This window comes from Streptomyces sp. NPDC001070, assembly GCF_053598835.1.
In genome coordinates this window covers 60,647-76,300 of sequence record NZ_JBSFLB010000038.1, presented here as the reverse complement: position 1 = coordinate 76,300, position 15,654 = coordinate 60,647, and the positions used below count along the sequence as shown (strand labels likewise).

General features: G+C 73.1%; 12 protein-coding genes. 8 read left to right on the top strand and 4 right to left on the bottom strand.

Features of this window, described 5'->3' with window-relative positions; translation table 11 throughout:
* The first annotated feature begins 189 nt into the window (after positions 1 to 189).
* The 7 genes from ACWDAS_RS34935 (at position 190) to ACWDAS_RS34905 (ending at position 9,417) form a co-directional block, all read left to right on the top strand.
* Entirely contained in the window at positions 190 to 1,476 is a 1,287-nt protein-coding gene (locus ACWDAS_RS34935) for a M14 family zinc carboxypeptidase (RefSeq protein ID WP_450398871.1), read from the top strand.
* A 91-nt stretch (positions 1,477 to 1,567) separates the two neighbouring features.
* Positions 1,568 to 2,323 carry a GntR family transcriptional regulator gene (locus ACWDAS_RS34930; RefSeq protein WP_450398870.1) on the top strand — a complete coding sequence of 252 codons (756 nt, stop codon included), beginning with the start codon at positions 1,568 to 1,570 and terminating at the stop codon, positions 2,321 to 2,323.
* 533 nt (positions 2,324 to 2,856) lie between these two features.
* Complete coding sequence (locus tag ACWDAS_RS34925) at positions 2,857 to 3,294, top strand: RpiB/LacA/LacB family sugar-phosphate isomerase (RefSeq protein WP_450398869.1); 438 nt, start codon at positions 2,857 to 2,859, stop codon at positions 3,292 to 3,294.
* Positions 3,291 to 3,458, top strand: coding sequence for an SPOR domain-containing protein (locus ACWDAS_RS34920; RefSeq protein ID WP_143681566.1), 168 nt, complete (start codon positions 3,291 to 3,293; stop codon positions 3,456 to 3,458). The genes ACWDAS_RS34925 and ACWDAS_RS34920 overlap by 4 nt, the downstream gene beginning before the upstream one ends.
* Before the next feature lie 27 nt (positions 3,459 to 3,485).
* Positions 3,486 to 3,902 (top strand): (deoxy)nucleoside triphosphate pyrophosphohydrolase, encoded by a 417-nt coding sequence (locus ACWDAS_RS34915; RefSeq protein WP_450398868.1) that lies wholly within the window; start codon positions 3,486 to 3,488, stop codon positions 3,900 to 3,902.
* A gap of 132 nt (positions 3,903 to 4,034) precedes the next feature.
* Positions 4,035 to 6,653, top strand: a complete 2,619-nt coding sequence (locus ACWDAS_RS34910; RefSeq protein WP_450398866.1) for a SpoIIE family protein phosphatase — start codon at positions 4,035 to 4,037, stop codon at positions 6,651 to 6,653.
* Positions 6,654 to 6,870: 217 nt separating this feature from the next.
* A complete protein-coding gene (locus ACWDAS_RS34905; RefSeq protein ID WP_450398864.1) occupies positions 6,871 to 9,417 on the top strand; it encodes a SpoIIE family protein phosphatase in 2,547 nt (848 codons plus the stop codon).
* Positions 9,418 to 9,442: 25 nt separating this feature from the next.
* Here ACWDAS_RS34905 and ACWDAS_RS34900 read toward each other — a convergent pair whose 3' ends face one another.
* From ACWDAS_RS34900 to ACWDAS_RS34885, 4 genes are read right to left on the bottom strand one after another with little or no spacing between them, the layout of a single operon-like run.
* Positions 9,443 to 10,210, bottom strand: coding sequence for a succinate dehydrogenase/fumarate reductase iron-sulfur subunit (locus ACWDAS_RS34900; protein ID WP_450398862.1), 768 nt, complete (start codon positions 10,208 to 10,210; stop codon positions 9,443 to 9,445).
* Positions 10,207 to 12,120, bottom strand: a complete 1,914-nt coding sequence (locus tag ACWDAS_RS34895; protein WP_450398861.1) for a fumarate reductase/succinate dehydrogenase flavoprotein subunit — start codon at positions 12,118 to 12,120, stop codon at positions 10,207 to 10,209. The genes ACWDAS_RS34900 and ACWDAS_RS34895 overlap by 4 nt, the downstream gene beginning before the upstream one ends.
* The gene (locus ACWDAS_RS34890; protein WP_450398860.1) at positions 12,120 to 12,965 is read right to left on the bottom strand and encodes a hypothetical protein; all 846 of its coding nucleotides are present in this window, start codon (positions 12,963 to 12,965) and stop codon (positions 12,120 to 12,122) included. Before ACWDAS_RS34890 ends, ACWDAS_RS34895 begins: the two co-directional genes overlap by 1 nt.
* A 10-nt stretch (positions 12,966 to 12,975) precedes the next feature.
* A complete protein-coding gene (locus ACWDAS_RS34885; RefSeq protein ID WP_450398858.1) occupies positions 12,976 to 13,269 on the bottom strand; it encodes a hypothetical protein in 294 nt (97 codons plus the stop codon).
* A gap of 353 nt (positions 13,270 to 13,622) precedes the next feature.
* On the opposite strand from ACWDAS_RS34885, the gene ACWDAS_RS34880 reads away from it, so the two are divergent.
* Positions 13,623 to 15,380, top strand: a complete 1,758-nt coding sequence (locus tag ACWDAS_RS34880; RefSeq protein ID WP_450398857.1) for an ABC transporter family substrate-binding protein — start codon at positions 13,623 to 13,625, stop codon at positions 15,378 to 15,380.
* Positions 15,381 to 15,654 lie beyond the last annotated feature (274 nt).

The following is a 15,654-nucleotide window of genomic DNA, read 5'->3' as shown; positions in this document are numbered from 1 at the left end:
GGCCTTCCCACCGCCCGGCAGCTGAGCGACGCGGCCTTCGACGTCGTCGGCATCGACCTGTCCCCCGGCATGCTCGAACTCGCCCCTCCTCCGTGTCCGGTCGGACAGCCCCCTTACGCGCTCTAGCCCCGGGTCAGTTCGGATTGGAACAATCCGAACCTGAACGTAGGGACCGATGCGGGGGGCTGCATGACATCTCCGGGGGAGACCGCTGTCGGCGACCGCTACCCGACCGTGGACGAGGTCGCCGCGGCGGCCCGGGCCCTGGCCCTTCGCCGGCCCGACGTGTGCCGGCTGCGGACGGTGGGCGTCTCCCGGGCCGGGGAGCCGCTGCTGCTGCTCTCCGTCGGCCACGGATCGCGCAACGTCCTGGTGGTCGCCGGCCCGCACGCCAACGAGATGGTCGGCGGCGCCACCGTGCTGCTCCTGGCCCGGCGGGTCACCGCCGACCCCGTGCTGCGCGACGGAGCCGACGCGGCCTGGCACTTCCTGCTCTGCGCGGATCCGGACGGCGCCCGGCTCAACGAGGCGGTCCCCGACGGCCGGTTCACCATGCTCGGCCACTACCGGCACTTCTTCCGTCCGCGTGCCGCCGAGCAGCCCGAGTGGCTCCCGGACGACGGCACGCTGGAAGGGGCGCTGCCCGAGACCCGTGCGCTGATCTCGGTCATCGACGAGCTGCGGCCGGTGCTGCAGTGCTCGCTGCACGGCATCGACGTCGGCGGCAGCTTCATCCAGGTGACCCGGGACATCCCGCGGCTCGCGGAGCGGATCGCCAAGTCCGCCGCCGAGTTCGACATCCCGCTGGAGGCCGGATCCTCCGACGCCTTCCACTGGCCGAGCCCCGGCCCCGGGGTGTACGTGCTGCCGCCGCCGGGCGGCCCGCGCGAGGACGCCTCCAACTCGACCTGGACGTACGCCCACCGGTACGGAGGTGTCACCGCGATCGCCGAGGTGCCCATGTGGGCGTGCGACCGTGCCGCGGACACCTCCCCGCACCCCGGTGCCGACGTCGCCCTGCGCACCGCGGGGGAGGCGCTGCGCCGCGCCAGCCTCCTGGTCGGCGGGCTCATCGGCGACGTGCGCCCCTACCTGCCCGGTGACGGCGGGCCGTTGCTGCGCGCCGCGCAGGAGATCGTCGCGGTCGGCCCGGCGCTGGCCGTCGACTGGGACCCGGCGCTGCGCACGGCGGCCGCGCCACCGCTGCCCCCGATGACCCGGGCCCGGGTCAGCAGCGTCGAGATCTACGCGCAGCGACTGCCTCTGCGCGCCGCCGCGATGCTGCTGCGGGTGGCCCGTACCGTGGACCCGGCGCCGGCCGCGGCGGTGGCCGTGCGCGAGCTGCTGGAGCGGCTGGTCGCGGACTGGTGCCTGGCGTACGGGACCGCGCACCGGGCCCGCTGGATACCGGTGCGCCACCAGGCGGAGCAACACGCCCGGGTGGTGCTGGCGGCTTTCGATCTGCTGCCCGGGTGACGCGACACGAGTAAAGCCTTGGGTAAGGCTTGCGGGTGGCAACCCTGAGTTGTCAAGCTGTTGCACACAGTCAAACCGAGGGAGGGGCCACGTGCCTTTCGGTGAGCAGCCCGCGTATCTGCGCGTCGCCGAGGATCTCCGCCGGAAGATCCTCGACGGCAGCCTCCCTCCGCACACCCGCCTGCCGTCGCAGGCGCGTATCCGCGCGGAGTACGGGGTCTCGGACACCGTCGCCCTGGAGGCCCGCAAGGTCCTGATGGCCGAGGGCTTCGTGGAGGGGCGGTCCGGCTCGGGGACGTATGTGCGCGAGCGTCCGGACCCGCGGCTGATCGTGCGCACGGGCTACCGGCCGGGCAGCGGGCAGGCGACGCCGTTCCGGCAGGAGCAGGCCGACGAGGGCTTCAAGGGGACCTGGGAGTCGAACAGCTTCCAGGACTCCGCGAACGCGCGGATCGCCGAGCGGCTGGGCATCAAGCCCGGTGACCGGGTGATGCGCACGCGCTACCTCTACCGGGCGGAGGGCGAGCCGATGATGCTCGCCACCTCCTGGGAGCCGCTGTCGGTGACCGGCCGCTCGCCCGTGCTGCTCCCGGAGGAGGGCCCGCTGGCCGGTCAGGGCGTGGTGGAGCGCATGGCCGCGCTCGACATCGTGGTGGACAACGTCGCCGAGGACGTCGGTGCCCGGCCCGGCCTCGCGGAGGAGACCGCGGTCCTGGGCGGCGTGCCGGGACACGTGGTCATCGAGATCCGCCGTACGTACTACGCCTCCGGGCTGCCCGTCGAGACCGCGGACATCGTCGTCCCGGCCGACCGCTACCGGGTGTCGTACCGGATGCCGGTCAAGTGACCCCGGCGTAACCCACGGTCATCAGCCGTCACCGTCCGGCGGCCCCGGTCGGTGACGGTTCGTCATGTCCCGCTCATACCTTCCTCGTCCGAAGCGGAATTCCGATCGGATGACAGGAATCATCGATGACGGACGCGGCCACGCCCGGCCGGGCGCCGAAGCGCAGCGGCCGGCCCGGCGGCCGTCGGCGCCGCGGACGCCACCGCCACGCACACCTGCGCGGTCTGCGAGACGGCGTACGACCTGCCCGACATCGCCGACTGCCCGGTCCACTCCGGTCCGGTGTGCTCGCTGTGCTGCAGCCTGGACGCCGGATGTCACGGCGCCTGCACCCGCAAGCCCGCTGGTGAGCCGGTCGTCCTGCCGATGCCGACGGTGCGCGGGTCGTAGGGGCGGCGCCGGGGCGCGCACGGAGGCACGGGGGCTCGGGCGAGAGTCCCTTCTGAGTCAACTGCCAATCGAACATGGCCCGATCGAGTCGAATACCGCCCGAACGTGTCCGGCGCGTCACGTTCGGGCGTAGGCTCCGGCATATGCGCATCGCCGTTTCCTCGGACATGGACGAGCCGGTTGCGCGGCTGGTCGTCGACGAACTGCGCCGCCGCGGCCACACCGTCATCGCCTACGGCGCGCTCCGCGCCGGCGACCGCAAGGACTGGGCCTGGAGCGCCGAGAACGCCGCCCGGGACCTCGCGGAGGGCCGGGCCGACCAGGCCGTCGTGTGCTGCTGGACGGGCACGGGCGCCTCCATCGCCGCCAACAAGGTGCCCGGGGTCCGTGCCGCCCTGTGCGTCGACGCGTACTCCGCGGACGGCGCCCGCAAGTGGAACGACGCCAACGCCCTCGCCCTGAGCCTGCGCCTGACCAGTGAGCCCCTGCTCAAGGAGATCCTCGACGCCTGGCTCGCCGGAGCCCCGAGCGGCGCGGACGACGACCGGGCCAATGTCGCGCACCTGGAGGAGATCCGATGAGCGAGCTGGTCTGGGTCGTCATACGCCAGGACGACAACGGCAACCGCTACCGGGTGGGCCGCTACGCCACCCGGCAGGAGGCCGAACGGGTCGCCGACACCCTGGACGCGCGCGGGCACAAGCAGCTCTACCTCGTCGAGCGGATCGACCGGCGCGCCTCGTAACCGCACGTCACGGATAGGGTGCCGCGTATGACGACGCGCGATGTGACGGTGGTGGTCGGCGCGGCCGTGCTCGACCGGGGCAGGCTGCTCGCGGCGCGGCGCAGCGCGCCGCCCGAGCTGGCGGGACGCTGGGAGCTGCCCGGCGGCAAGCTGGAGCCGGGGGAGACGGCGCCGCAGGCGCTGGTGCGCGAGCTCCGCGAGGAACTGGGCGTGGAGGCAGAGGCGCTGGAGCGGGTCCCGGGCGAGTGGCCGCTCAAACCCGGTTACGTCCTGCAGGTGTGGACCGCCCGCATCGTGTCGGGAGTGCCCCGGCCGCTGGAGGACCACGACGAGCTGCGCTGGCTCACCCCCGACCGCCTCCACGACGTCGACTGGCTCGACCAGGACCGCCCCGCCGCCGCCTGGGCCGCGGCCCGGGCGGCCGAGGGACGCGCCGGGGCCTGACCGTCCCGCGGGAGTCCCCGAGCGCCCCGGGGCGGGATACGCGGTGCGGAATATCGGGTATGTGGGGATTGATCCGCCGACGGTCCGCCGGCCGGGAGCCGGTGGCCCTGCATTGGTCTGGGGTCCCCACACGTGAGCGGGAGCGAGGACGGCACCGGGAAGGGCGAGGACCCGGGACACCCCGAGTCCTCGGTCGCGCACGTGCGCGCCCACGCAGGGCTCCAGCCCGGACGGGCGGATCCGCCGGCGGGCGGCCCGACGGCCTCGGGGACGCTCCTCGACACGCTGCGGCTGGCCGTCGTCATGCTCGACACCTCCGGCCGCGTGCTGCTGTGGAGCCCCCTCGCGGAGGAGATGCTCGGCTGGGCCGGCGAGCACATCGTGGGCCGCCGGGTCTCCGCCCTGATCGACCCCGGGGAGGGCGCGTCCCGGGCGGCCCGGCCCGCCGCCCGCCGGATGGCCTCGGTGCCCCGGCCCGGCCCCGCCGAGCGGATCCTCGCCGAGCTGCTCCGTTCGGGCCGCTGGGACGGCATCCTCTCCGTCCGGCACCGTGACGGCCACCGGGTGCAGGTCGAGGCGAGGGCGTCGCTGCTGGTGGACGGCGACGGCCGGCCCTTCGTCCTGGTGTCGATCGCCGAGACCAGCCGGATCCGCAGTATGGAGCACGATCTGGCGGCACTGGACTCGCTCTTCGACTCCTCGCCCCTCGGCGTCGCGATCTTCGACACCGAACTCCGCTACGTGCGCGTCAACGAGGCCCTGACCCGGATGAACGAGGTCCCCGCCGAGGACACACTCGGCCACCGCGTCGAGGAGATCGTGGCCGCGGAGGCCGCCGAGGAGCTCGCCACCCTGCAGCGGCACGTACTGGCCACCGGGCGCCCGGTCATCGACGTGGTGGTGCCCGGCCCGGCCGGCGGATGGCGCTCGGTGTCGTACCACCGGCTGGAGGACCGCGCGGGCCGCGTACTCGGCATCAGCTGCACCGTGATGGATGTGACGGAGCGTCAGCAGAGCGCCGAGAAGATCGAGCGCACCCGGCGCCGGCTGGCGCTGCTCAACGACGTCGGCTCGCGCCTGGCCGACCTGCTGGACGTGCGCCGGATCGCCGAAGAGCTGGCCCGCACGGTGGTGCCGCGGTTCAGCGACTACAGCGGGGTGATCCTGCACGCGGCCGTGCCGGACGGCGGGGAACTGCCCGGCGCGCCGTACGGGGAGCGCACCGAGATGCGTCAGCTCGGCATCGGGGCGATCAAGGAGGGCCCGCAGGTCGACCGGATGCTCGGCATCGGCAAGGTCATCCAGGTCGACCGGGCCTCGGTCTTCGGCTCGGTGCTGCACAGCGCCCGGCCCGCTCTGGTGCGCAGCGCGGACGAACTGCGCGACACCGTCGCCACCTTCCCCGGCGACCCCAAGGTGCAGGCCGCCCTCGACCTGGACATCCACTCGCTGATGGTGGCCCCCCTGCGGGCCCGCGGCATCGTCCTCGGCCTGCTGGTGGTCAGCCGGGCCGGCGGGCGTGAACCCTTCGACCAGGACGACGTCGCCCTCGCCATGGAGCTCTGCGACCGTTCCGCCGCCGCCCTGGACAACGCCCGCCTCTACATCCGCGAACGCGAGGGCGCCCTGATGCTGCAGCGCAGCCTGCTGCCGCAGAGCGTGCCCGAGCCGCCGGGCGTCGACCTCGCCTTCCGCTATGTGCCCGGCAGTACCGGCGCGGCCGCGGGCGGCGACTGGTTCGACGTCATCCCGCTCGCGGGCGGCCGGGTCGCGCTGGTCGTGGGGGACGTCATCGGGCACGGGCTGCGCGCGGCCGCCACGATGGGACGGCTGCGCACCGCCGTACGGACCCTGGCCGCGCTGGAGATGGCCCCGGAGGAACTGCTGCGCCGGATCGACGACCTCGGCGACGACCTCGCCGCCGGTACGGCCGAGGGCTGGACGGCGACCTGCGTGTACGCCGTCTACGACCCCTCCACGCGGCGGCTCGTCGTGGCCCGGGCAGGTCACCTGCCGCCGGTCCTGGTGGAACCCGGCCCCCGCGGGGTGTGCGAGGCACGGCTGCTGGAGTCCCCGGCCGGGGTGCCGCTCGGCGTCGGCGGAGTGGAATTCGAGTCGGTCGAGCTGGAGGTGCCCGACTCCGCCGTGCTGGTGCTCTACACCGACGGCCTGGTCGAGGCCCGCGGGGAGGACATCGGGACCGGCATGGACCGGCTGTGCTCGGTGCTGAGCCGGCGGCCGCTGCGCTCCCTGGAGGAGGCCTGCGACGACCTGCTGGCCACCCCCGCCCAGGGCCGCGAACCCGATGACGTGGCCCTGCTGGTGGCCCGGCTCGGCGGACTCCCCGAGGGCAGCACCGCCTTCTGGACGTTCACCGCCGAGCCGAGCGCGGTGCGCCGGGCACGGCGGCGCGTGGGCGAGACGCTGGCGGACTGGGGGCTGCGGGAGCTGACCGACGTCACCGCGCTGCTCGTCAGCGAACTGGTCACCAACTCCCTGCGGCACGCCCACGGGCCCATCGGCGTGCGCATGGTCCGCGGCAGTTCGCTGCTGGTCGAGGTCTCCGACCCGTTGCCCGATCCGCCCCGGGAGCGCTCCGCGGGCGCGGAGGACGAGGGGGGCCGCGGACTTCAGCTGGTCGCCCGCGCCTCCCGGCGGTGGGGCACCCGCCACGGGCCGCTGGGCAAAACGGTCTGGTTCGAGCTGCCGCTGCCCGCCCAGGCCACCGCCGGAGGCGTCCCCTCGGGATGACCGGTCACGCACGGTTCGGCGCGCCGGAGCAGGGTAGTTGAAGTGGGGCGTCGGCGGAATTCGTACGCCTCGAGATGATGCTGTGATCGACAAGTGCATGTGCGGAACGGGGGTAATGCTGAATACTCGGCACCAGCCGGTCCGTATGTGTGAGCTGGAGGGGTCGGGCGTGAGCGATGAGCCGTCGGGGGTCGTTGGGCCCCGGAACCCTGAGGCCATGATGCGGAGCGCCTGGCAGTCCAGTCCGCCCGGCTCCCTCTACGACTACATCCGGGTCGCCTCGTTCTCCCTCGGTCCCGACGGGCGGATCGAGCAGTGGAGCGAGCGCGCGGAGGAGTTCTTCGGCGTACCCGCCGCGGAGGCGCTCGGCCAGGACCCGATCACCGCCTTCGTCCCCGAGGACCGGCGCACCCGGGCGCACGAGCGGATCGCGGAGATCCTCGACGGGCGCGAGTGGATCGGCACCGTCCCCTACCGCGACAAGGCCGGCCAGGAGGGCCTGGCCGAGGTCTACGTGATGCCCTCACGGAGCGAGACCGGCGGGCGCGGGGCGGTGTGCATCGCCGTCGACGTCCGCGTCCTCCGCCAGATCGAGACCGATCTCGCCTCCTCCCAGGCGGTGTTCGGGCAGTCGCCGATGGGTTTCATCCTCTTCGACACCAACCTGAAGCTGCTCCGCGTCAACCAGCGCTTCGCCACCGTCTTCGGGCGCACCCCCGGCGACCACCACGGCCGCGGCCCGCACGACTTCCTCTCCCGGGTCGAGGCCGACCGGCTCACCGCCGCGCTGAAGCAGGTGCTCGACAGCGGCGACCCGGTCCTGGACATGACGATCGTCGGCACCGTCCCCTCGGGATCCGGCACCAACAACCGCAGGCGCTGGGCGATCTCCCTCTACCGGCTGCACAGCGGCAGCGGCCGTCCCATCGGAGTCGCCGGACTCGCCCAGGACGTCACCGGGCGCCAGCGCGCCGAGCGGGAGGCCGCGCACACCCGCCGCAACCTGGCCCTGCTGAACGAGGCGAGCCGGCGCATCGGCAGCTCCCTCGACCTGGAGACCACCGCGCGCGAGCTGCTCGACGTCGCCGTGCCGCACTTCTGCGACCTGGCCTCGGTCGACCTCTACCAGGCGCTGCTGGCCGGCGAGGAGGGCCCGGTCGGCACCGCCGACGGCAGCGGCGAGGTGCGCCGGGTCGCCTTCGCCAGCGCCGTCTCCGACGCGCCCGTGGCCCCCCTGGACGGCGGTCACGCCGGCGGCCCGGTGTCGGTGGGCGCCGTGCACCGCTACCCGTTCAACTCCCCCTGGGCGGGCGCGCTGCGCACCGCGCAGACCCAGGTCATAGGCGCCGACGGCGGCGATCCGGACGTGGAGCTCGGCGAACTCGGCGGCGGCCTCGTCCAGTCCACCCTCGCGGTGCCCGTCGTCGCCCGCGACACCGTGCTGGGCCTGGTGCAGTTCGCCCGCGCCAAGGGCAGCGAGCCGTTCTCCGAGCGCGACCGGATGCTCGCCGAGGAGCTCGCCGCCCGCGCCGCGATCTTCATCGACAACGCCCGGCTCTACCGGCGCGAGCACGAGCGCGCCCTGATCCTGCAGCGCAGCCTGCTCCCGCCCGGCAACCCCGAGGCCGCCGGCCTCGACATCGCCTGCCGCTACCTGCCCGGCAACATGGAGACCGAGGTCGGCGGCGACTGGTTCGACGTCATCGAGCTCCCCGGCCACCGCACCGCGCTGGTCGTCGGCGACGTCATGGGCCGCGGTCTGCGCGCCGCCGTCGCCATGGGCGAACTGCGCACCGCCGTACGCACCCTGGCCCTGCTCGACATCGAGCCCGCCGACGTGCTCACCGCCCTCGACGAGGTCGCCCGCGGCCTCGGCGGCAGCGGCGACGGCCGCAGCAACCGGCGCGGCAAGGAGTCCGACGGCTCGGACCTGTCCGAGGTGTACCTCGCCACCTGCGTCTACGCCGTGTACGACGCCATCACCCGCCGGGTCACCATCGCCAACGCCGGCCATCTCCCGCCGGTCCTCGTCGAGCCCGGCGAGCAGGCGATGATGCTGGAGGTGCCCACCGGCATGCCGCTGGGCGTCGGCGGAGAGCCCTTCGAGGAAGTGGAGGTCGACCTCCCCGACGGCGCCCTCCTCGCCCTCTACACCGACGGCCTCGTGGAGTCCCGCAACCATCCCCTGGACGAGGGCCTGCGGGCCTTCCGCGCCGCGCTCGACGAACCCCAGCGCCCGCTGGAGGACGTCTGCGACCACATACTCGCCCGGCTCGACACCGCCCACGGCGAGGACGACATCGCCCTGCTCATGGCCCGCGTCCACGGTCTGCCCGCGGACTCCGTCGGCGACTGGACGCTGGAGCCCACCCCGCGCTCGGTCGCCCGCGCGCGGGAGCTCGCCCGCGACTGCCTGATCTCCTGGGACCTGGCCGCCCTGGTCGACACCACGGAGCTGCTCGTCAGCGAACTGGTCACCAACGCCCTGCGGCACGGCCAGGGCGACATCCGGCTGCGCCTGCTGCGCGACCGCACGCTGGTCTGCGAGGTCTGGGACGACGCCCTGGTCCAGCCGCGCCGCCGGCGTGCCCGCGCCACCGACGAGGGCGGCCGCGGCCTGCAACTGGTCTCGCTGCTCAGCACGCGCTGGGGCTCCCGCCGCACCCACCGCGGGAAGACGGTCTGGTTTGAGCTGGACCTGCCCGCGAACGGCGGGGGCACCACGGGCGAGGACACGATAGAGGCGCTGCTCAGCCTCTTCTGAGCAGCGCCTCGACCGTGGGGGAGGATCAGGACCGGCGGCGGATCTTGTCGCCCAGCCAGACCAGCGGGTCGTACTTGCGGTCCACCGCGCGCTCCTTGAGCGGGATGAGCGCGTTGTCGGTGATCTTGATGTGCTCGGGGCAGACCTCCGTGCAGCACTTGGTGATGTTGCAGTAGCCGAGTCCGTGCTCCTCCTGGGCGGAGCGCTTGCGGTCGATGCCCTGCTCTTCGGCCGCGTCCAGCGGATGCATGTCCAGCTCGGCCACCCGCATCAGGAAGCGGGGTCCGGCGAACGCCTTCTTGTTCTCCTCGTGGTCACGCACCACGTGGCAGGTGTTCTGGCACAGGAAGCACTCGATGCACTTGCGGAACTCCTGCGAGCGCTCCACGTCCTCCTGGAACATCCGGTACTCGCCCGGCGCCAGCCCCTCGGGCGGGGCGAACGACGGCACCTCGCGCGCCTTCTCGTAGTTGAAGGACACGTCCGTCACCAGGTCCCGCACCACGGGGAAGGTCCGCATCGGGGTGACCGTGATGGTCTCCTCGCGCGTGAAGACCGACATGCGGGTCATGCACATCAGCCGCGGCCTGCCGTTGACCTCCGCGCTGCACGAGCCGCACTTGCCCGCCTTGCAGTTCCACCGCACGGCCAGGTCGCCGGCCTGGGTGGCCTGCAGCCGGTGGATGATGTCGAGGACTACCTCGCCGTCGTTGACCTCGACCTGGTAGTCCCTGAGTCCGCCGCCGTCGGCGTCGCCGCGCCAGACCCTGAAGTGCGCCGTGTACGTGCTCACCGGTCCAGCTCCTCGTCCGTCAGGTACTTCAGCAGCTCGTCCTTGTCGAAGAGCGCGAGCAGATCGGGGCGGATCGGGGCCATCTCGCGCCGCCTGACCGACACCTCGCCGAACGCGTCCTCGGGATCGGCGAGTTCGCAGACCAGATTGAGCTTGCGCCAGCGCCGGTCCATCTCGGGGTGGTCGTCCCGGGTGTGCCCGCCGCGCGACTCGGTGCGCTCCAGCGCCGCCCGGGCCACGCACTCGCTGACCAGCAGCATGTTCCGCAGGTCGATGGCCAGGTGCCAGCCCGGGTTGAACTGCCGGTGCCCCTCGACGCCGGCCCGCCGGGCCCGCACCCGCAGGGCGTCCAGCCGGGTCAGCGCCTCCTCCATCTCGCTCTGCCGCCGGATGATGCCGACCAGGTCGTTCATCGTCTGCTGCAGTTCCTGGTGGAGGGTGTACGGGTTCTCCGGCACGCCGTCCGGCACGGTCTCGGCCTCCGCGCTGAACGGCCGCAGCGCCTCGGCCGCCGCCGCGTCGACCTGCCACTCCGCGACGACGGGACGCGCGCCGCCGAGCCCGGTCGTGTACTCGGCCGCGTGCAGGCCCGCCCGGCGGCCGAAGACCAGCAGGTCGGACAGGGAGTTGCCGCCCAGCCGGTTGGAGCCGTGCATGCCGCCCGCCACCTCGCCGGCCGCGAACAGCCCCGGCACCCCGGTGGCCGCCGCCGTGTCCGGGTCCACGTCCACACCGCCCATCACGTAGTGGCAGGTGGGGCCGACCTCCATGGCCTCGGCGGTGATGTCGACGTCCGCCAGTTCCTTGAACTGGTGGTGCATCGAGGGCAGCTTGCGCCGGATGACCTCGGCGGGCAGCCGGGTCGAGACGTCCAGGAACACGCCGCCGTGCGGGGTGCCGCGACCGGCCTTGACCTCGGAGTTGATGGCGCGGGCCACCTCGTCGCGGGGAAGCAGCTCGGGCGGGCGGCGGTTGTTGTCCGGGTCCTCGTACCAGCGGTCGCCCTCGTCCTCGCTCTGGGCGTACTTCTCCTTGAAGACGTCCGGGATGTAGTCGAACATGAACCGCTTGCCCTCGGAGTTGCGCAGCACCCCGCCGTCGCCGCGGACCGACTCGGTGACCAGGATGCCCTTCACCGACGGCGGCCAGACCATGCCGGTCGGGTGGAACTGCACGAACTCCATGTTGATCAGCGGCGCCCCGGCCAGCAGCGCCAGCGCGTGCCCGTCACCGGTGTACTCCCAGGAGTTCGACGTCACCTTGAAGGACTTGCCGATGCCGCCGGTCGCCAGCACCACGGCGGGCGCCTCGATGACGAAGAAGCGCCCCGACTCGCGGACGTAGCCGAAGACCCCCGACACACGGCCGTCCTCCTTGAGGACCCGGGTGACGGTGCACTCCTGGAGGACCTTCAGCCGGGCCTCGTGGTCCCCGTGCTCCCGGTGGTCCTCCTGCTGCAGCGAGACGATCTTCTGCTGGAGGGTGCGGATCAGCTCCAGGCCGGTGCGGTCGCCGACGTGCGCCAGGCGGGGGTACTCGTGGCCGCCGAAGTTGCGCTGGGAGATCCTCCCGTCCTTCGTGCGGTCGAAGAGCGCGCCCCAGGTCTCCAGCTCCCACACCCGGTCCGGCGCCTCGCGGGCGTGCAGCTCGGCCATCCGCCACTGGTTGAGGAACTTCCCGCCGCGCATCGTGTCGCGGAAGTGGACCTGCCAGTTGTCGTGCGGATTGACGTTGGCCATGCTCGCGGCGATGCCGCCCTCCGCCATCACCGTGTGCGCCTTGCCGAAGAGCGACTTGCAGATCACGGCCGTACGCATGCCCTGCTCGCGGGCCGCGATGGCGGCGCGCAGCCCCGCCCCGCCCGCGCCGACCACGACGACGTCGTACGCGTGCCGTTCGACTTGTGCCATCAGAAGAACCTCGGATCGTCGAACGCCCCACTGGCGACGAGATAGACATAGAGATCGGACACCGCCACGCTGACCAGCGAGGCCCAGGCCAGCCCCATGTGGTGGCGGTTGAGCTTCCCCACCCCGGTCCACATGCGGTACCGCACCGGGTGCTTCGAGAAGTGCCGCAGCCGGCCGCCGACGATGTGCCGGCAGGAGTGGCAGGAGACGGTGTACGCCCAGATCAGGGCGATGTTCACCAGCAGCACCAGGGTGCCCAGGCCCATGTGGCCCCACGCCCCGTCCCCGTCCCGGAAGGCGAGCACGACGTCGTAGGTCAGGATCCCGGCGACCGGGAGCGCGAAGTAGAAGAAGTACCGGTGGATGTTCTGCAGGATCAGCGGGAACCGCGTCTCACCGGTGTACTTCTCGTGCGGCTCGGCCACCGCGCAGGCGGGCGGCGAGGCCCAGAAGCCCCGGTAGTACGCCTTGCGGTAGTAGTAGCAGGTCAGCCGGAAGCCCAGCGGGAAGATCAGCACGAGCAGGGCGGGGGACAGCCCCCACCAGTCGCCGAAGATCGGCCAGCGGGCGCCGAGCGGCATGTCCACGCAGTTGGAGCCCAGGCAGGGCGAGTAGAACGGCGAGACGTACGGCTCCGCGTAGTAGTGCGCGTTCGCGAAGGCGCGCCAGGTCGAGTAGACGACGAAGGCGCCCAGGCCGAGCGCGGTCAGCAGCGGCTGCAGCCACCAGCGGTCGGTGCGCAGATGTCGCGCCGGAATGGCCGCGCGCCCGGCGGAAAGTACGCCGTGGCGCGCGGGTGGAGCGGGTGGAGTCGGTGGAGCGGGCGGTTGTGTGTCGGTGGCCAAGGACTACTCCCTAGGGCGCTCGGCGGTCCGGCGCCCCCAGCCCTTCGTCTTCCGCGCCGGACCAGAGACTGGGGTCGTACGGCGTATCCGGGATCGTCACCATCTCCTGGCGCGGCTTCTGACCGGCCGGGGTGGTGCCGACGCTGTCGCGCAGCAGCGCGAGGTCGTCGCTGAGGTGCTTGGTGTCGGTACGCACGCGCCTCATGTCCACGCTGTCGCCGACATGCTGCTCCAGCTTGGACACGGCCCGGCCCAGTTCGTCCAGCCGGCGCTGTACCGATGAAAGATCGTCCTGCAGGGACATGGCTGTCCTCACCTCCGCCACGTTGCGGGTGCACGACGCTAGCGCCAAGCGAGTGTCGCGCGTCACAGTCGCGCTTGGGAAGAGATCTGCAGTGATTCTCCCACCTATGGGTGGCGCGCGCCCCGTTCAAACGCGCCGTGGGCGCGCGATTCCCCCGAAGGCAGCGCACCCGTGCGGGGGGCTCCGTTGCGGGGCGGGACCAGGGGCGGAGCCGCGTTGCGCCGGGTGGGTGGGAGGGCGAGGGGCGCGCGTCGTGTTGACCCTGTCCGGGTCGCGGAATGGCTTTCAGTAGGTGCGATAAGCGGCAAATAGACCGCCCTGTGATCATGGCCCCCTGGCGGAGGTACGCACGCATGGCCCGCAGCGCCACTCTGATCCGCTCCGCGACCGCTGTGGCACTCGCCGCCGCGGTCGCCGCACTCGCCGGGTGCTCCGCCGGCAAGGACGACCCCCTCGCCGGGACCGACCTCGCCTCGGCCCCCCGGGACGGGGTACGCGACGGAGGCACCCTGCGCTGGGCCGTGGACGCGGCCCCCGGCACCCTGAACACCTTCCAGGCCGGGGCGAACCAGGCCACCTCCCTGGTCGCCGGGGCCGTGCTTCCGGCCGCGTTCCGGCTGGACGGCAAGGGCCGCCCGCAGCTGGACACCGATCTGCTGCGCTCGGCGAAGGTCGTGCGGAGCCGGCCCCAGCAGGTCGTGTCGTACCGGCTCAATCCCAAGGCGGTGTGGAGCGACGGCCGCCCGATCGCGGCCGCCGACTTCGCCGCCCAGTGGAAGGCGCTGCGCGGCACCGACGACGCGTACTGGACCGCCCGCAACGCCGGCTACGAGCGGATCGCCTCCGTCAAGAGCGGCAAGGACGCCCACGAGGTGAGGGTCACCTTCAGCAAGTCCTACGGCGACTGGCAGTCGCTGTTCGCCCCCCTCTATCCCAAGTCCGTCACCGGCACCGCCGAGGCGTTCAACGAGAGCGCGCGCCGCGCCCTCCCGGTGGCCGGCGGACCCTTCACCGTCCGCAGCGCGGACGAGAAGTCCGTCACCCTGGTCCGCAACGCCAAGTGGTGGGGCGACCGGCCCAAACTCACCGAGCTGGTGTTCACCGCCACCCCCGCGCACCAGCGGGCGGCCGACCTCGCCTCCGGCGCGCTGGACGTCGCCGAGGTCGATCGCGACGTCACCGGCAAGCACGTGGCGGTCTACCGGACGCGCGCCGCCTCGTACACCCAGCTCGCCCTCAACGGCTCCACGGGCCCCCTCGCCGACGAGCGGGTGCGGCACGCCGTGGCCCGCGCGATCGACCGCCGGGCCATCGCCAAGTCCGTGCTCGCGCCGCTCGGCCTTCCCGACGAGCCGCTCGGCAACCACCTGCTGCTGCTGTCGCAGGCCGGGTACGCCGACCACAGCTCCGCCCTGGGCACGTCCGACACGAAGGCCGCCCGCGCGCTGCTCGCCGACGCGGGCTGGCGCCGCACCGCGCTCGCCCCCGGGGTGGGCGGGGGCGCCGGGGCCGGGGTCGCCGAGCCCAACCAGGCGGCGCCCGTGCACAAGGTCGAGGTCAGCGTCGTCGAGCCCGCCAAGACGGTGCTGCGCAAGGACGGCAAGGCGCTCACGCTCCGCTTCGTCCTGCCCCGGTCCTCGCCGACCCTGAACGCGGTCGGTGACCGCATCGCCGCGATGCTCTCCGGCATCGGCGTGCGCACGGAGCTGCAGCGGGTCGCCGACGACAGCTTCTTCCGCGACCACGTCGCGGCCGGCGACTTCGACCTCGCCCTCTACGGCTGGCCCGGCACCGCCTACCCCGCGACCGACACCCGCCCCATCTTCGCCAAGCCCGAACCCGCGCCGGACGGGTCGCTGATCGTCGAGCAGAACTACCCCCGGCTCGGCACCGACCGCATCGACCAGCTCTTCGACCAGGCCGCCGCAGAGCTCGACCCCGCCAAGGCCCGCGACTTCGCCGCCCGTGCAGACGCCCGCATCTGGGCGGTCGCCGGCGCCATCCCCCTCTACCAGCGTCCCGAGCTGGTCGCGCTGCGCAAGGACGTCCTCAACGCGGGCGCGTTCGGCTTCGCGACGCCGCGCTTCCAGGACATCGGCTTCAGGAAGTAGGGGAAGCGGCCGCCCCGGAGGTCGCTCACGTCGGCCGGGCGCCGGGGCCGCGACGCCGGTCGTCGCGGCACGGCCGCGCCGCGCGATCCGCCGGAGTGGCCGCTCACGCCCGTGACGTCCGTCACCGCGGCGGGGTCCGCGCTCTCCTCGCGCGCCGCACCGGCGAGGCGGTATCAGGGCGACGACGCCCGGCAACCCGCCGTTCACCGGGGCCGGTCACCCGGGCCCGGCCCCGGTGCGGACGATCATGCCCGGGCGGCCTTTGCCGTCCGGG